Genomic DNA, 15,428 nt, shown 5'->3' with positions numbered 1-15,428 from the left:
TGTTAATAAATGTATATTTTCTATGTTTATGGTAAGTATAAAAGTTATGACTACTTTTTGCACTTGATCTTTGCCCCTGATTTCCCGTATTATAGTTCGTGTTCAAACAATTTGATATCTAAATAGTTATTGGCTTTAAAGACACTCTTTGTAGCTTAGCTTTTTGAAAAGATACTTGTTTGCGACATTATTAGTGTTTTATACGCTTTGTTTTCTAATTAAATAGAAATGAGCTCTAAGTTGTTCAGTACATATTTATTACGTGTTGAATAGAATATAAGTTCATTATCTGGTCAATGTTTAGCTCCCATCGTGGCAGCTAAATCTCGGTCATACAATCTACACCCTATCTGCTGGTGTACCAGATTGTATAGGCTCTATGTATGTTGTTATTAATAAAAGCCGCACACAGCTTTTTACAGCGATACATAAACAACACTTATCTTTTTTTATCAACTTATGGTTTATAACCGTTTGGTCTACTGACTGAATAAAAGTTGTGCTATATCTAATCGCAGTACTTGCGTGGCGTAGTCGTGTGCATAGATAAGTGGTTTGGCAAAGTGATAATAGTCAGTGCGTTTAGTAAAGCTAAGCGCGAGTCTTTTAATCAGTGGCAAATTGGCACTGAACAGATAGTAAAATGGAAAGTTGAACAGTTATGCAAAAGTTAAATTGGCGACGTATAGTACTAAAAGTAGGTAGCGCATTAATCGCACCCGAACAAGACGGGTGTCGCTCACGTTATTTACTGACCATTGCACAGTTCATCGTTCGCTGTCGAGCGCAAGGTATCGAAGTTATTTTAGTATCATCGGGTTCGGTAGCTGCTGGTTCGCATTTATTCCCTGAACAAGAAAAGCGTTCAGTGACGATGAAAAAAGCAATGGCTGCTGCCGGTCAGACAGAAATGATGGCGATGTGGGATCGCTTCTTCGATTTCCCATCAGCACAGATTTTATTAACTCATGGTGACTTACGTGACCGTGAGCGTTACACAAGTATTCGTGAAACTGTTTTCACCTTACTTGAGCATGGTGTGTTACCTATCATCAATGAGAATGACACGGTAACAACCGACGATTTAAAAGTTGGTGACAATGATAACTTGTCGGCAATGGTTGCTGCAGCTGCGGATGCAGATGCATTGATGATTTTTTCGGATGTTGATGGTCTTTATGACAAAAACCCGAATTTACATGAAGATGCAGTGTTGTTACCTGAAATTGAAAGCATTGATGAGTCAATTTATGCCATGGCCGGTTGTGCAACCAGTGCCGTTGGTACAGGTGGTATGAAAACAAAAATTGAAGCGGCTGAAAAAGCCACTTCACATGGTATTACAACCTTTATTTTAAATGGTTTTAAAGAAGAGACATTTAACCGACTGCTAGCGGGTGACAACCCAGGTACTATCTTCAAACCATACGAAAAACCAATGCAAGAAGCAGTGCATTGGATGACTCACACAGCAAATGAGCAAGGTGAGGTTGTCGTTGAAGGTTCATTTGATGAATCATTAGAAGATGAAGACGGTTGTATTCGTAGCGATGAAATCGTTGCAGTACACGGAGAATTTGGCGTAGGCGATACCATTTTAGTCCGTAGTGATGATGGTACGCGTCTAGCAAAAGCCACAGCGAATTACAGTAGCTGTTTATTGAATTTTATTGCTGACAACGAGCAAAGTGAATTTAGCGAAAAAATGCAAGATTCAATCGGCCCAGTTGTTTCAGAAAAAGATATCGCATTATTGGAGAAGTCATGAGTTTAATTACGGATATTTCGAGTCAAGCTGCAAAAGCTGCAACCCAGTTAGCTTTACTTGATACTGCTACTAAGAATCAAGTTTTAACTGAGATGGCAGAGGCGCTACGTGAAAGCAAAGCTTTTATCATCAAAGAGAACGAAAGCGATTTAGCGGCAGCACGTGATAACAACCTTGCTGCATCGATGATTGACCGTTTAACGCTTAACGATGAGCGTATTGAAGCAATGGCAGAAGGCATCGAAGTAATTGTTAGCCTTGATGATCCTGTTGGTCAATTACGTGAAATTTCAGAACGTCCAAATGGTATTAAGATCAGCAAGATGCGCGTACCATTGGGTGTTGTATGTATGATTTATGAAGCACGTCCAAATGTGACGGCTGATGCAGGCGCTCTATGCTTTAAATCGGGTAATGGTGTTATTTTGCGTGGTGGTAAAGAAGCACTACGTAGCTCGCAAGCAATCGCGAGCGTAATGCATAAAGTACTTGAAAAGCATGGTTTACCAGCTGCGTTGATTTCAGTAATCCCAGATCCAGACCGTGGCCTACTCATGGAGCTGATGCAACAGCGTGACACAATTGATTTAATCATTCCGCGTGGTGGTGAAGGTTTAATTAATTTTGTAACAGAAAACAGTACCATTCCAGTGATTCAGCATTTTAAAGGCGTATGTCACCTTTATGTTGATAAAGACGCTGATTTGAATGTAGCAATCAATTTACTATTAAATGGTAAAACTCAGCGTACTGGTGTGTGTAATGCCCTAGAAGGCTTAGTGGTTCACCAAGATATCGCTGATGAGTTTTTAAACCTGTGTGCAGTTGTTCTTCGTCAAGAAGGCGTAAAAGTAAATGCAGATGCGAAAGCTGCCGAGTACTTTGATAATGCAACAGTACTTGCTTACGACGAGTTTGGTGAAGAATACTTAGATTTAGAAATCGCAATCAAGGTTGTACCTGACTTTGCTGGTGCCATTGATCATATTGCTAAATTTGGTTCAAACCACACTGAAGTGATTTGTACTAAAGACCAAGCTGCAGCTGAGTTATTCCAACGCAGTGTGGATGCATCTGTGGTAATGGTTAATGCGTCATCGCGTTTTTCTGATGGCTCACAGTTAGGTTTAGGTGCTGAGATTGGTATTGCGACAACTAAGCTACATGCTTATGGTCCAATGGGTCTAGAGTCACTTACAACTGAAAAATACTTAGTGAATGGCGAAGGGCAAATTCGTGAATAATCACTAAAAAGTAATTGCTTAAAAAGCCGGGCTTTGCTCGGTTTTTTTGTGTTTAAAATAAAACGAAGACAGCAGAAAGACTAATAAAGTCGCTTTAATTTAGAATTTATTGGCTTTTATTAAGGATTCGGCAGATTGCCTAAAGAGAGGTAGGAAAGTGGTGGAGCTAAGCAGGATCGAACTGCTGACCTCCTGCGTGCAAGGCAGGCGCTCTCCCAGCTGAGCTATAGCCCCACATTCCTAAAATACAGGATGCTTAAGTCTTGCGTCTCAAGCGGGGTGAACTTTAAATATTTTTGCATTTGTGGTCAAGTATTTTTTTTAAAATGTTCGAATTTTTACTCTGTTGTTTTATTTTTGGTAGACTAAAGCGCATTCACTGTTCAAGGCTTATCCAATAATGAAAAAAATAGCATGGCTTTTGGTTGTTTTACTTGCCGGTTGCGCAAGCCAACAAGAAGCGCCTCCTTTTGAAATCAATAATAAGCAGTTTTACGAAAAAAATGATGAGCAAGGCAATAAAATCTTTGCCTATGTGGTGTCAGTTAAAGCACAGGGCAGACGCCCGATTAATCTTGATAAGCCAATGACACGCAGGCAGTTTAAAGATTTTGCCGAGCAAGAAGTATTTGAAGAGTCGAGCAATTTAAAACTTATGCTCGAAGACCAAGCGGTTGAATTATTAAATGAAGAGCTTAAAGAACGACAATACTGCGACGATAAACACGTTATTGACGAAGTATTATGGCGTGATTTAAGTGTGCAATTACGAGGACGTTGTTTGTAAATGTATGCAGATAAAAGCAAGTTAGCTGCTACGCTAGCTCAATTAGATATTAATTATGATGTGATTGAGCATCCACCATTACACGGCAGCTTAGATGCCGATAAGTTTATGCTCGATAGACCGGGCACACGTTTAAAAAACCTGTTTTTACGAGATAACGAAGGTAAGCGCCACTTTTTAGTGATCACCGCTCACGACAAACAACTCGACTTAAAAGCCATTGCTCAGCAGCAGGGGTTATCGCGTTTAGGATTTGCATCTGATGAGCGATTAGCGCGTTATCTTAAAGTGCCACCGGGCTGTGTTTCTATGCTGGCACTGTTAAACGATAAGCAAAATAATGTCACTCTTTGGCTAGACCAAGAAATTTGGTTTAACGAGCTTTTTCATTGTCACCCTTTTGAAAATACTGCCACTTGGCTGATGAAAAAAGATGACTTAGAGCTGTTTTTTGAAAGTACCGGGCATCAACCGCGTATCGTATTTCTACCTGCCAAATAAACTAAGCTTAAACCCACTAAGCAGACTAAAAGTAGCACGGTCATAAAGGCAACTTGGCCGTGTTGCTGATATACCAGCCCTGGCAATAATGAACCTAATGCGCCACCGCTATAATAAAACGACACATAACCGCCATTGGTGACACTTGCAGGTGCGCTGCTGATTTTATTTACCAGTGGAGCGGCACTTGAGTGGATAACAAACATTGCACCGCAAAAGCCAGTAAAAGCAATAACAAAAAGTAATAACTGTTGGCTCATCAATAGCACCATTGTCAGGCTATAAAATACAAAAACCCAGGTTAATAAACGCCAAGGTGTTGATGACTTTCGTAACAGCCAAGGTGTGGCTATGGAAGCTAGTGCACCAAGCAAATAACCGCTGTAAACCAGTCCGATGTCTCGGGTGTTAGTGATAGCAAAACTGTCTTGCAGAATGAAAGGTAAATAATTTAACAGTGCCGCAAAACAAAAGAACATACAAAACACCGCTCCGTAGAGCTTTAATACCAGCGGATCTTTTAATTGCTTTAGATACAACAGCGGAGACTTTGCAGCATGAATACTCGCACCTTTGTTTGATTTAGGAATGGCGAGTGCAAATAGTACTAACCCAAGCGCAATCACATAATAAAAACTTTGCCAGCTCAAAAAGTCAGTAAACAAGGCGGCGAGCATACGTCCGAAGTAGCCACCAACAATGGTGCTGCTAATGTAAAGTGTCATATTACGTTGTAATTGGTCAGCCTGAAAAGTCACACCGATATAACTGGTCATGGCAGTGAGCGCTGCGGGTAGGGTGATCCCTTGAATAAAGCGAACCAGTAATAGCAACTCAAAGCTTGGTGCTAAAGTAAAAGCGATACAGCTGATTGCTAACACAAACATGGCAATCTTTAGAATTGTTAGTGGGTTTCGCTTAGCTAAAAACAAGCCATACACTAAAGGAGCAATTGCTAGTGGCAACATAGTTGCGGTCATTAAGCTACCAGCAGTAGCAGGTGACACAGAAAAATGACTGGCAAATAATCCAAGTAAGGGTTGCGGGGCGTATAAAACAAAGAAAATAAACACAGAGCAAAGTAACAAATGTCGCAGCTGCATTTTTAGCTCCCAAGAGGAAAAGCCCTAGCTTATCGGGTACAGGTTTTTTTACAAGTTCAAAGGCGACTAAAATGATAAATCTTGCGTTAAATCAATATGTCATGATTTCATCGCGTGTTAATCTCACATCAATATACTCGATTGCTGTGAATCAAGTGGGCTCAGTACTGTTATTTGTTGGCAGAGCTGATTAAAATAACCCTAATACGCATTAATAAATTGGAATTTCGTCATGGGGTCATTACAAGATCAATTACTTAAGGCTGGTCTTACTACGGCACATAAAGCTAAAGTAGCCAAATCTGAAAAGCGCAAACAGCAAAAGAAAAAAAAGAAAGGCGCCACGAGTAATCCTAGCGATCTGCAAAAGCATATTGAGCAGACTAAGCTTGAGCAGCAGAAAAAAGCCGACGAGCTTAATAAAGCGCGTTTAGAAGAGCAAAAGCAACGTGAGCAAGTAGCGCGCGTTAAGCAGATTTTAGAGCATCACAATCAAGATGAAATTCGTGGTGACCGTACATTTAACTTCACTTATCAAAATAAAGTGAAAGAGCTCGAAGTAAACGAAAAAACACAAAAGGCCCTAGCTGGTGGCCGTTTAGCAATTTGTGTTTTAGAAGGCCAATTTTTTGTACTGGAAGACGAACCAGCACGAAAAGTCGCTGAAGTCAGCGAAGACTACATAGTGTTCCATGTTGAGCCTGAAGATAAGCAAAAGGATGAAGATGATCCGTATGCTGATTTTGAAGTACCTGATGATTTAATTTGGTAGTGACTGTTTCTATTGCCGTTACAATTTTCGGGTGCAATATTGTTAAATCATGGTCTACACTAAAGAAAATGTTTAATAACCCGTCAAAAAAGAGAAGATACAAATGAGCAAGATCACGAAAATTTTATGTGGGGCTGGCATTGCAATGGCTGCAAGCCTATCTTTCAACACTATGGCTGCGGATGGTGCAACACTTTACACAGCTAAGCTTTGCCAAACTTGTCACGGTGCAGAAGGTAAAGCGCCTATCATGCCTCAGTACCCTAAATTAAATGGTCAAAATAAAGAGTACTTACTAGCACAAATGAAAGACATTAAATCAGGTGCGCGTAGCAACGGTATGGCTGCTGCGATGAAAGCAATGGTTGCAAACGTATCTGAAGAAGAAATGGCTGCAATTGCTGATTACTTATCACAAGTAAAATAAACACCATTTTAGCGTGAAAAGGCCACATCAATTGATGTGGCCTTTTTGTATCACCTATTGATCATCCATTAATAGTAATTTAGACTTCTATACATCTATTTGTGCAGTGTCACATATACAAGGTTTTCCATGTTTGACTTACCAAAACTCGATTTAAAAAATAAAGTATCTGAACAAGAATGGCAGCTTCGTGTTGATTTAGCAGCATGTTACCGTTTAGTTGAGCACTTTCGATGGGGGGATTTAATTTATACCCACCTATCGGCACGTTTACCGGGCACAGATCATTATTTAGTTAATGCATTTGGTCTTAGTTTTGATGAAGTGACGGCATCAAACCTTGTGAAGGTCGATTTAGCAGGCAATATTCTTGATGACACGCCATTTAAAATTAATCCGGCTGGTTTCACTATTCACAGCGCTATTCATGAAGTTCGTGATGATGCTCACTGTGTTATTCATTTACACACAAAAGAAACCATCGCCGTTGCAACGCAAGAAAAAGGCCTGTTACCACTTAGCCAATACTCAATGTTCTCATTGCCATCATTGTCTTATCATGGCTACGAAGGGTTAGCGGTAAACAGTGATGAGAAAAAGCGCTTGCAAGATGATTTAGGCACCACTAATCACATGCTATTGGTTAACCACGGTGGCTTAACTGTTGGCCCAACAGTGGGAGATGCCTTTATGCGATTTTATGATTTGCAGCGTGCCTGTGAAATTCAATTGGCTATTCAAGCCAGTGGTCAAACGGCAATCCCGGTACCACAACCTATTATCGATAATATTTATAATCAAGCGAATGTCGTGCATAGCGGCAGCACAGGTGGCCAGTTAGCTTGGCCAGCCATGTTACGTAAAGCTTATCGTCTTGATCCTAGTTTTGCTCAGTAAGGAGTAACCATGAAAGTTAATCGCGTCGAAGTGTTCGATATTCATTGTCCAGACAGACCTGCTTGGACACCTGTTTTTGTGCGTATTCACACCGATGAAGGTATTAGCGGTGTGGGTGAAGCGGGTCTGGCTTATGATTTAGGTCATAGCGCAGCTGCGGCAATGATCAAAGAAATGGCTGATGCCTTTTTAATTGGTCATGACCCATTTCAAACAGAAAAACTGTGGTCACGAATGCTACGCGAAAGCTTTTGGGGTTTAGGTGGTGGTCCTGTTGTATATGCAGCAATGAGCGCCATTGATACTGCACTTTGGGATATTAAAGGTAAAGCATTAGGCTTGCCTGTTTACCAGCTATTAGGTGGTAAAGTTAACGATAAGCTGCGTACTTATGCATCACAATTACAGTTTGACTGGGACTGCGAATTTAAAGCGCTTGTTCACCCAGAAGAATACGCAGAAGCAGCGCTTAAGGCGATGGCTGAAGGGTATGATGCGGTAAAAGTTGACCCAATCCAGTACGATAAAAACGGCAATACTTATTATGACCGCACTAATATTATTTCTCGTGCAGAAATGAAATTATATCGCGCGCGTATGCAAGCTATTCGTGAAGCAGTCGGTGACGAAGTTGACATTATTTTTGAATGTCACAGTTTACCTGGCGCAACATCAGCAATTCAAATTGGTGAAATTGCTGAAGAGTTCGATTGTATGTATTACGAAGAGCCTGTGAATTACTTAAATCATTCATTACATGCAAAAGTTGCTGACAAAGTAGCGGTGCCAATTGCAGGTGGTGAACGTTTGTATAACCGCTGGGGTGTGCGTCCTTACTTAGAAGATCAAAGTATTGATGTATTACAGCCAGACTTAGGCCTGTGTGGTGGTTTCACTGAAACTAAAAAAGTGTGTGATTATGCTGATATCTTTGATGTGCGTATTCAAGCTCACGTGTGTGGCGGCCCAGTAGCAACTGCAGCTTCGTTACACCTAGAAACCGCAATTCCTAACTTCTTAATTCACGAACATCACACCTATGCGATTAAAAAATGGAACCGTGAATTGTGTATTCAAGATCCACAACCTAAAAATGGTTTCTTCCAAGTATCTGAAGAGCCGGGTATCGGTATTGAATTAAATGATGAAGTCGTTATGCGCTCACAACGTGTTGAGATTAAGTAATACTCACTAATATATTTTAAAAAAGCCCATAAGGGCTTTTTTTATATCTGTTTTTTAGTTTAGATTAGTTTATCGGTTTACATTTTACCAAAGGTAGTGGCTCGGTCGCTTTACTATCTAAATGGCGCACAAAACACATTTTATTTTTGATTAATAATTCAAAACGCTCAGGCATCGCTAGCTGTTTACCCATTATCGGGTTACCTTGCGCATCCAGTACATTCATACTATCAGTCACTAATATACTGCTATTTATAAACGCATCATCGGCTATAGCGACAGGCTTGCTATGCATTAGTCTTGCTATCCCTTTTGCTATTAGCTCACTTTGTGGCTCAGTTAACCGCGCATGCTGTAGTTTCGGTGTTGGCTCTTGGCTTTGAGCACTACAGCCTAGCAGTGTCGATAACAGTAATACACTAATTAGTTGGGCTCTCATTAAGGTTCCTACTGCTCTAAAATTTTACTTTGCTGAAGCAAGGTAGAAGTACGGGTATCAAGCACTTTCGGTGTGTCTGTAAAAATAGCCGGTGCAAACCCTTGTTCACTAATCGTTGAAGTGGCGGCAGGGCAGCGGCCAGTCTCACGATAGCTAAGCGCTGTACTTAGCATAGCTTCACTTTCATCGCCTAATTGATGAGTGAAGTCGTCAGCAACAGCGCAGCCTGGGATCATTACAGGTTGAAACTCGCTATCGTTGCTGTTTTGCGGTGCAAAGCCATCTGCATATTCACCAAATTCCTTATTATTGACGCCCGTAAACTGAATGCTGAAATACGTAGTATCACAGTTATCAGTTGGGTAGTAACCATAGGGTTTGCCACAGGTTGTTTCGCCTATTTGAATTACCTCGATGTCGGCACCGCGTAGGCCATTAATCACTGCCTCACTTGCTGAGCAGGTGCTGCCTGTTGTCAGCACAAAAACACGTTCTAGGTTCAACGAAGGCAATGGGGTTCCTGGGCTGACAGCTGGGTTTTCGGCAAAGCCTAAAAACTCATCAGTAAAATAAACAGGCTCTAAGCGATCGCCAGTGATTGGGTTAAACGTTGGATGCTGATCATTAAAAATAGTGCGCTCGAAGATTTTACCTGTGGTGTTACTTTCGCCAGCTACCATGTAAGCAACTTGGCTGGCCATTTGCAGGAATCCACCGGGGTTATAGCGCATATCAATAATTAAATCTTTAACGTTACTTGCAGCTAAATTATTAAAGGCATCGTATAAGGGTTTTTCTGCTACAGCATTATGGCGATTAAACTGAAAGTAGCCTACTTCACCATTGGCGAAGGTCTTTATGTTGCTAACTGCTTGGCCTGTAATAGTTTGTGCAGTCATAGTGACTTCGCGAATTTCGCTGGTATTAATGTCTTTGAATACAAAAGAGGTCACCTTGCCAGACTCTGATGGAAAGAGGCCTGCATTTAATACATCAACCTCAGCTTGGGTGCTGGCATTAATAAAGTCAACGCCATCCACTTCAATGACTTCTAAGCCTCGGCTCAGATTGAGGTTTGCAGCCGGTGAGTTAGGTTCTGTGTAGCTGATAATCCCTTGGCGAGGGGCGCTGGCACTGATTAACTTAAGTTTAAACCCATAACCAAAAGACTGCCCCGATTGGCTCTGAGCTTGCCACTCGTCAGTTGGCAAGCTGGCATGAAAGTTATCTTTATTTGCACCTGAATCAGTGGTGTTTTGGGTTTTTAATAAGGCAAAGTAATTTAAAACACCGTCAGTCAATGCAGGGTCGCGATCAACAATTTCGTTATACCAAAGGTAGGTTTCGTGACTCCAAGCGCGTAGCCAGTGCTTTTCATTAAGTGCTTGGCATTGTTGGTCAAACTTACTTGATGGCTCAAATACACCTTCAGTCCATGTGATATCAGCAGCATCGATAGTCCCTGACTCTGAGCTACCAGAACCACCACAGCCTGCAATGATAAGCGAACACGTAACTGCTACAGCAGCTAAAGGCTTTTTAAAATGAACAAACATAACACCAACCTAAACAGCTTTACTGACCTGAATATAGCTAGTTTTTAAGCAATTAGATAGATTTCGCGGGCGTTTTTATAGCTTAGTTTATGCCATAAACTCGACTGCGAGCACAATGAGTGATAGTGCTCCCAGCAGTTTTTGTAGCTGGTATTTATCTGGCAAACTGGGAAATTACTGGCAAACATCACTCGATGTTCACCAAAGTACTTAACTAAATTATTAACCAGCCAAAGATGTTTGTTTACTGCTATTTGCGTGAACTCTAACCCTGAGAACTTTATCGCGATATTATCGCAGCGGCTGAGTTTAATGATTGCTTCGAGCCATCTTTGCTCATTACTAATAAAGCCTAAATGATTAATTACCACACGTAATGAGGGCAGTGCGGTGCAATATTTAATAATCTGCTCGGTTACCTGCATGTTTTCAATTTCAAACTGTGCTTCAAAGTGTAAGTTTTCGCTTGCGAGCATGGCTAGGTTATCTTGGCAGTGAGGAGTTAAAAAGCGCTTTGCTTCATCACCTTCGGTTATATCGCGAATACCAACCAAAGATGAGTGCTTTAACTCATTGAGTGACGCTTCAAAGTGTTTGCTAGATGCGTCAATCGCGCTGTAGCTGATTGCGCGATAAGGAATGTCATTTAAATGCGTTGCAAGCCAATTAAGCTCATTCACTGGCGCTTGGTTATCAAAGCCAGCTTCAATATGCACCAGCGCTTCTAGTTGAAATGGGCAAGCGGCTTTAAGCTCTGAAGCAGTAATTTGTTTTTTTATTTTATCTAGATTTGGCCAAGCGGGGGGATTGTTACCTTGTAGCCAAGTGTATTGACCCTCAGTGAGGTTAAAAAAGTGCACATGGGGGTCAATAATTTTGTCGCTCATTGCGTGGTGTATCCACCATCAATGCTTTGTAAGCTACCAGTTATAAAGCTTGCTTCTGGGCTTATTAAAAAATTCACCAAAGCTGCAATTTCTTCTGGTTGCCCTAAACGGCCTAGCGGTTGCAGTGCGGCTTCTTCAGCAACAATTTCTGCTTTGTTGGCACCACTGCGCTGACAATATGCATCGATCGCATTATGAAACAGTGGTGTTTCTATCGTACCCGGACAAACCGCATTAGCACGAATGTTAAACGCGGCATAATCGAGTGCTGTCGTTTTTGCCATTGAAGCTAGTGCATGTTTGGTAAGGTTATAAGCAAACGAGTTTGGTTTGCCAATGATTGCCTGATCAGAGGCAACCAATACAACACTGCCGCCTTGCTGGCTTTTCATGCTAGGTAATACAGCTTGAATTGCTGCATAGGCACCTTTCACATTGAGCGCAAACAGGGCATCAAACGTTGCTTCATCGGTATTTTCGATGCTGGCACTTAAATGACGACCCGCATTAGAAATTAAGGCATCAACGCGGCCCGTCTCGGCAATAATTTCGGCGATAACTGACTTCACCTGCTGAACATCACTAACATCACAGTGGCGATAGTTGCCCTCAGACGGGGTGATATCTAAGTTATATACTGTGTAGGCCTCACGCTCTAAACGCTCAACAATAGCTTTGCCAATACCTTTACTGCCACCAGTGACAATTGCAACGTTTGTCATCATTTACCCTTAGTGGCTGTGGCCACAACCGCCTTCACCGTGCACGTGGCCGTGTGATAATTCTTCGGCAGTTGCTTGGCGAACATTAATCACTTCAACATCAAACGTTAGTGTTTTACCAGCAAATGGGTGGTTTAAGTCACAATCAGCATTGAAACGGCCCACTTTAACGATAGTCACTTGGTGGCGACCTTGGTTTGAATGAACGATTGCAGTCATACCTGGCTTCCACACTTTTGTGTTACCTTGTAAGTGCTTAAGTGGAATACGTTGAATAAGGTTATCAACGCGCTCGCCGTAAGACTCGCTAGGCTCAAGTGTTACGCTAAAGTTATCGCCAGCCGATTTACCTTCAAGGGCTTTTTCAAGACCAGGAAGCATGCCTTCAGTGCCATGGATATATGAAAGTGGCTCGCCATCTTTACTTGATTCGATTTGCTCGCCTGCTTCACTAAGTGTGTAGTGAAACTCAACCGCTGCGTCTTTACTGATCTGCATGTTATTTCTCTTTAGAATTTAAATATAGGCGCTGATTTTACGCTAACCACAAAGAGTGAGCAATCAAGGCTTTTTCAACGAGCTTTCAATGCCTGACAACATGGCTTCGCTGGCTGGTACTTGCGGCTCAGCGGGTTTTGCTTGCGGTAGGTGCAATGTCAAAATGGTGCCTGGTTTTAAAATGCTAGTGGCACTGAGTTTATTCCACGTTGCGACGTCTTTATGAGGCACGTCGTATAGCTGACTGATACTCCAAATTGAATCACCTGGTTTGACTAGGTAATCAACCGCAATGGTTGCGATGACTTCCTCATGCTGTTCAAGGTAAGGGCTGATATTGTAATCAACCATAAGTGATTCCGGCATGGTTTGGGGCTGTGATAAGCGCAATTGTTCACCGACCTTAATCAGGTTACTTGTTTTGCTATTAAGCGCTTTCAGATCCTTTACAGACATATTAAAGCGTCTGGCAATGCCATAAAGGGTATCGTCTTTTTGCACTATATACTCACCGGCAAAGTTGTTGCGAAACAGCTTACTTTGCAACAAAGTGCGGCGCTCCATAGGTAAAAGCAGAGTATGTGGACCATTTGGCGAGCTTTGGTTTTTTAAATATCCTGGGTTTAATTTGTGGAGCTGGTTATGCCCCACGCCAGATAAGTTAGCGATCACCGAAAAATCAAATTGCTGGCCAACATCAAATTCTGTGGTGAGTGCTTTATTCGCTAATTTAGGGCGCTTTAAGCCTTGTTCAGGATGCTTTAGTAAATAGCTAAGTGCCAAAAGTTTAGGTATATATTCAGCGGTTTCTTTTGGTAGCGATAGCGACCAATAGTCAGTTTTTTTGCCAAGCTTTTTATTTTTTGCGATAGCTTTTTTAACGCGTCCTTCACCACTGTTATAGGCTGCAAGGGCATGCAGCCAGTCACCATCAAAGCGTTTATGTAAGTAACTTAAATAAGCTAAAGCGGCATCGGTTGAAGCGAGTATGTCTTGGCGGCCGTCATACCACTGGTCGCTTTGCACACCAAAATGATAAGCCGTTGCGCCGACTAACTGCCAAACACCAACGGCTTGCTCTGATGATCGTATTGTTGGTCTAAAATCACTTTCAACAAAGGGTAATAGGGCCAGCTCCATCGGTAGCTTCTGTTGCTCGATACGTGTGACGATATGATACAAATAAGGTGCCGCACGTTTATTTACTTTAATCAGGTAATTGGGCTGTTTTAAATACCATTTTACTCGTGCAGATGTATGTTTATTGGTTTGAAATACCAGCGTTAAATTGTTGGCGATATGCTGCCATAGATCTTTCGAGCGAGGCTTTGCTAGCGGGGTATTATTGACTGCTATGGGCGCAGCAACAGGACGTGGTTCAACAGCTGTTGAATCGACAAACTCACTAGGTGCTTGTTGGGTTGTTAAATCGGGCTCATAATGGCTAAAAATCTCCGGCCTTGCCCGTTGTTGTTCTGTTTCTTGCTGAGTTACTTGGCATCCTTGTAAGCCAATAAACAAGCTCAGCAAAAGTAAATATTTCAAACTTACTTGAGCCATATAATAAAATCCTTTTACTATTTTAGCCCTATTTTGACAATTTGCTTTGTTTAAGTCCAGCTTCTAGAAACATAGAAAGCGCTCTTTCGCCCACTTCATCAAGCTGGTATTGCTGTTTAACCTCTGCAGGAAAAAGCGGAATTAATTCACTCACTGGTTTATCTGGCGAGGAATTTGTCATCTCTTGAATGGTTTTTAAAAACCTTAAAGGGAGTGCAAGTTCAGCAGGTGTCAGTGGCTTACCGTGACCCGGTAAAATTGTTGTCAGTGTGGTATTTTTTTGGATACCTTGCAGCGTGGTTATCCAGCTAGAAAATGTACCATGCCCAGGATAGGGTAAGCTGTCGACTATATCGCCACCTAACAGCACGCGACCTTGATCTGCACTTAAAGTGAGATCGCCCTTAGTGTGCGCTTGATACGGTGTAATAACGATAGGGTAATTACCAAGGTCTAGCTGTGTTGGTTCAGTAATGCTAATCGCTGGTGGCTTTAAGGTGAGCTCTCGCCAGCGAAATAAGCGTTTTTTAGCAAGTTCTAGTTTGTCGCGCCAAATAGCTTGTTGATCTTCAGGTTGATTGGCAAGGCGTTGATAGCTCAATTCAATACTTTTTTCATAACCATCTAATTTATCTGTCAATGCTTGCTGCATCGCTACAAACTCAGTTGCTACTTGCTGATGCACAATAAGCTTAGCTTCAGGGAACTCAGCCTGTAAAACGGCCAAGCCTAGCAGGTGATCATCATGATAATGGCTCGCTACTAAATAACATAATGGTGTTTTTAAGCGTTTTTTTAACTGCACTGCGAGCTTTTCTACTTCGGCAAAGTTACCACTGGCATCAAACATTAATGCGCATTCTTTACCTTCAATCAGCACTTGATTCGAATCGTAAAAACGCAGTTTATTTTGTTGTTGTAGAAATTGGATTTCGGGACTGATGCTATGCCAGCTAACGCTTGCTTGGGCGCTATAGCTTACGAAAAGACAGATCAAAAAAGCACAAAATCGCATAGTGTTTCGCTCTGATAGTGGTTAGTAGAATTGATTGTAAACAAAAAAAGCGCAGGATGCGCTTTTT

Annotated in this window: 16 protein-coding genes and 1 tRNA gene; 8 read left to right on the top strand and 9 right to left on the bottom strand. The window is 41.7% G+C overall.

The genetic code is table 11. The features are described 5' to 3' along the window. Positions 1-661: 661 nt before the first annotated feature. Complete coding sequence (gene proB, locus AADY36_RS15325; protein ID WP_239964444.1) at positions 662-1,768, top strand: glutamate 5-kinase; 1,107 nt, start codon at positions 662-664, stop codon at positions 1,766-1,768. Beyond that, on the top strand, positions 1,765-3,012 hold the full coding sequence (locus tag AADY36_RS15320; RefSeq protein WP_342409190.1) for a glutamate-5-semialdehyde dehydrogenase: 1,248 nt from the start codon (positions 1,765-1,767) through the stop codon (positions 3,010-3,012). The genes proB and AADY36_RS15320 overlap by 4 nt, the downstream gene beginning before the upstream one ends. 158 nt (positions 3,013-3,170) lie before the next feature. Here AADY36_RS15320 and AADY36_RS15315 read toward each other — a convergent pair. Further along, positions 3,171-3,246, bottom strand: a tRNA-Ala gene (locus AADY36_RS15315). A gap of 166 nt (positions 3,247-3,412) precedes the next feature. Here AADY36_RS15315 and AADY36_RS15310 point away from each other — a divergent pair. Both AADY36_RS15310 and AADY36_RS15305 read left to right on the top strand, forming a co-directional pair. Beyond that, positions 3,413-3,799 carry a hypothetical protein gene (locus AADY36_RS15310; RefSeq protein WP_054563498.1) on the top strand — a complete coding sequence of 129 codons (387 nt, stop codon included), beginning with the start codon at positions 3,413-3,415 and terminating at the stop codon, positions 3,797-3,799. Next, entirely contained in the window at positions 3,800-4,300 is a 501-nt protein-coding gene (locus tag AADY36_RS15305) for a prolyl-tRNA synthetase associated domain-containing protein (protein WP_054563499.1), read from the top strand. Here AADY36_RS15305 and AADY36_RS15300 read toward each other — a convergent pair. Next, on the bottom strand, positions 4,267-5,403 hold the full coding sequence (locus AADY36_RS15300; RefSeq protein WP_342409189.1) for an MFS transporter: 1,137 nt from the start codon (positions 5,401-5,403) through the stop codon (positions 4,267-4,269). The two genes, AADY36_RS15305 and AADY36_RS15300, sit on opposite strands and share 34 nt — an antisense overlap. 232 nt (positions 5,404-5,635) lie before the next feature. Between AADY36_RS15300 and AADY36_RS15295 the strand changes: the two genes are divergently transcribed. The 4 genes from AADY36_RS15295 to AADY36_RS15280 all read left to right on the top strand — a co-directional run bounded on the left by AADY36_RS15295 (position 5,636) and on the right by AADY36_RS15280 (position 8,684). Next, the gene (locus AADY36_RS15295; protein ID WP_054563501.1) at positions 5,636-6,175 is read left to right on the top strand and encodes a DUF2058 domain-containing protein; all 540 of its coding nucleotides are present in this window, start codon (positions 5,636-5,638) and stop codon (positions 6,173-6,175) included. A 103-nt stretch (positions 6,176-6,278) separates the two neighbouring features. Next, positions 6,279-6,602: a c-type cytochrome gene (locus AADY36_RS15290; protein WP_054552448.1), complete on the top strand. Its 324-nt coding sequence runs from the start codon at positions 6,279-6,281 to the stop codon at positions 6,600-6,602. Between the two features lie 129 nt (positions 6,603-6,731). Further along, entirely contained in the window at positions 6,732-7,499 is a 768-nt protein-coding gene (locus tag AADY36_RS15285) for a class II aldolase/adducin family protein (protein ID WP_054552449.1), read from the top strand. Positions 7,500-7,508: 9 nt separating this feature from the next. Then, positions 7,509-8,684 carry a mandelate racemase/muconate lactonizing enzyme family protein gene (locus AADY36_RS15280; RefSeq protein ID WP_342409188.1) on the top strand — a complete coding sequence of 392 codons (1,176 nt, stop codon included), beginning with the start codon at positions 7,509-7,511 and terminating at the stop codon, positions 8,682-8,684. A gap of 64 nt (positions 8,685-8,748) precedes the next feature. Here the strand turns inward: AADY36_RS15280 and AADY36_RS15275 are convergent, their stop codons facing one another. From AADY36_RS15275 to AADY36_RS15245, 7 genes are all read right to left on the bottom strand, one after another. Next, the gene (locus tag AADY36_RS15275) at positions 8,749-9,123 is read right to left on the bottom strand and encodes a hypothetical protein (protein ID WP_342409187.1); all 375 of its coding nucleotides are present in this window, start codon (positions 9,121-9,123) and stop codon (positions 8,749-8,751) included. Positions 9,124-9,131: 8 nt separating this feature from the next. Next, positions 9,132-10,679 carry a S41 family peptidase gene (locus tag AADY36_RS15270; protein ID WP_342409186.1) on the bottom strand — a complete coding sequence of 516 codons (1,548 nt, stop codon included), beginning with the start codon at positions 10,677-10,679 and terminating at the stop codon, positions 9,132-9,134. Between the two features lie 44 nt (positions 10,680-10,723). Continuing rightward, positions 10,724-11,566 (bottom strand): amidohydrolase family protein, encoded by an 843-nt coding sequence (locus AADY36_RS15265; protein WP_342409185.1) that lies wholly within the window; start codon positions 11,564-11,566, stop codon positions 10,724-10,726. Continuing rightward, positions 11,563-12,288 (bottom strand): SDR family NAD(P)-dependent oxidoreductase, encoded by a 726-nt coding sequence (locus tag AADY36_RS15260; RefSeq protein WP_054563508.1) that lies wholly within the window; start codon positions 12,286-12,288, stop codon positions 11,563-11,565. The genes AADY36_RS15265 and AADY36_RS15260 overlap by 4 nt, the downstream gene beginning before the upstream one ends. 9 nt (positions 12,289-12,297) lie before the next feature. Beyond that, positions 12,298-12,786: an FKBP-type peptidyl-prolyl cis-trans isomerase gene (locus tag AADY36_RS15255; protein ID WP_054563509.1), complete on the bottom strand. Its 489-nt coding sequence runs from the start codon at positions 12,784-12,786 to the stop codon at positions 12,298-12,300. Positions 12,787-12,849: 63 nt separating this feature from the next. Further along, entirely contained in the window at positions 12,850-14,346 is a 1,497-nt protein-coding gene (locus AADY36_RS15250; RefSeq protein WP_095209769.1) for a LysM peptidoglycan-binding domain-containing protein, read from the bottom strand. A 28-nt stretch (positions 14,347-14,374) separates the two neighbouring features. Next, positions 14,375-15,361: an MBL fold metallo-hydrolase gene (locus tag AADY36_RS15245; RefSeq protein WP_342409184.1), complete on the bottom strand. Its 987-nt coding sequence runs from the start codon at positions 15,359-15,361 to the stop codon at positions 14,375-14,377. Positions 15,362-15,428: the final 67 nt, after the last annotated feature.

This window comes from Pseudoalteromonas sp. D15MCD-2 (assembly GCF_038562745.1).
Taxonomy (GTDB): domain Bacteria; phylum Pseudomonadota; class Gammaproteobacteria; order Enterobacterales; family Alteromonadaceae; genus Pseudoalteromonas.
The sequence above is the reverse complement of the archived record's forward strand: the minus strand, read 5'-3'. Positions and strand labels throughout refer to the sequence as shown.

Bases quoted from the DNA above. Each gene is read 5' to 3' on its own strand.
- proB (WP_239964444.1), top strand. From the start codon at position 662: ATGCAAAAGTTAAATTGGCGACGTATAGTACTAAAAGTAGGTAGCGCA.
- AADY36_RS15320 (WP_342409190.1), top strand. From the start codon at position 1,765: ATGAGTTTAATTACGGATATTTCGAGTCAAGCTGCAAAAGCTGCAACC.
- AADY36_RS15310 (WP_054563498.1), top strand. From the start codon at position 3,413: ATGAAAAAAATAGCATGGCTTTTGGTTGTTTTACTTGCCGGTTGCGCA.
- AADY36_RS15305 (WP_054563499.1), top strand. From the start codon at position 3,800: ATGTATGCAGATAAAAGCAAGTTAGCTGCTACGCTAGCTCAATTAGAT.
- AADY36_RS15300 (WP_342409189.1), bottom strand. From the start codon at position 5,403: ATGCAGCTGCGACATTTGTTACTTTGCTCTGTGTTTATTTTCTTTGTT.
- AADY36_RS15295 (WP_054563501.1), top strand. From the start codon at position 5,636: ATGGGGTCATTACAAGATCAATTACTTAAGGCTGGTCTTACTACGGCA.
- AADY36_RS15290 (WP_054552448.1), top strand. From the start codon at position 6,279: ATGAGCAAGATCACGAAAATTTTATGTGGGGCTGGCATTGCAATGGCT.
- AADY36_RS15285 (WP_054552449.1), top strand. From the start codon at position 6,732: ATGTTTGACTTACCAAAACTCGATTTAAAAAATAAAGTATCTGAACAA.
- AADY36_RS15280 (WP_342409188.1), top strand. From the start codon at position 7,509: ATGAAAGTTAATCGCGTCGAAGTGTTCGATATTCATTGTCCAGACAGA.
- AADY36_RS15275 (WP_342409187.1), bottom strand. From the start codon at position 9,123: ATGAGAGCCCAACTAATTAGTGTATTACTGTTATCGACACTGCTAGGC.
- AADY36_RS15270 (WP_342409186.1), bottom strand. From the start codon at position 10,679: ATGTTTGTTCATTTTAAAAAGCCTTTAGCTGCTGTAGCAGTTACGTGT.
- AADY36_RS15265 (WP_342409185.1), bottom strand. From the start codon at position 11,566: ATGAGCGACAAAATTATTGACCCCCATGTGCACTTTTTTAACCTCACT.
- AADY36_RS15260 (WP_054563508.1), bottom strand. From the start codon at position 12,288: ATGACAAACGTTGCAATTGTCACTGGTGGCAGTAAAGGTATTGGCAAA.
- AADY36_RS15255 (WP_054563509.1), bottom strand. From the start codon at position 12,786: ATGCAGATCAGTAAAGACGCAGCGGTTGAGTTTCACTACACACTTAGT.
- AADY36_RS15250 (WP_095209769.1), bottom strand. From the start codon at position 14,346: ATGGCTCAAGTAAGTTTGAAATATTTACTTTTGCTGAGCTTGTTTATT.
- AADY36_RS15245 (WP_342409184.1), bottom strand. From the start codon at position 15,361: ATGCGATTTTGTGCTTTTTTGATCTGTCTTTTCGTAAGCTATAGCGCC.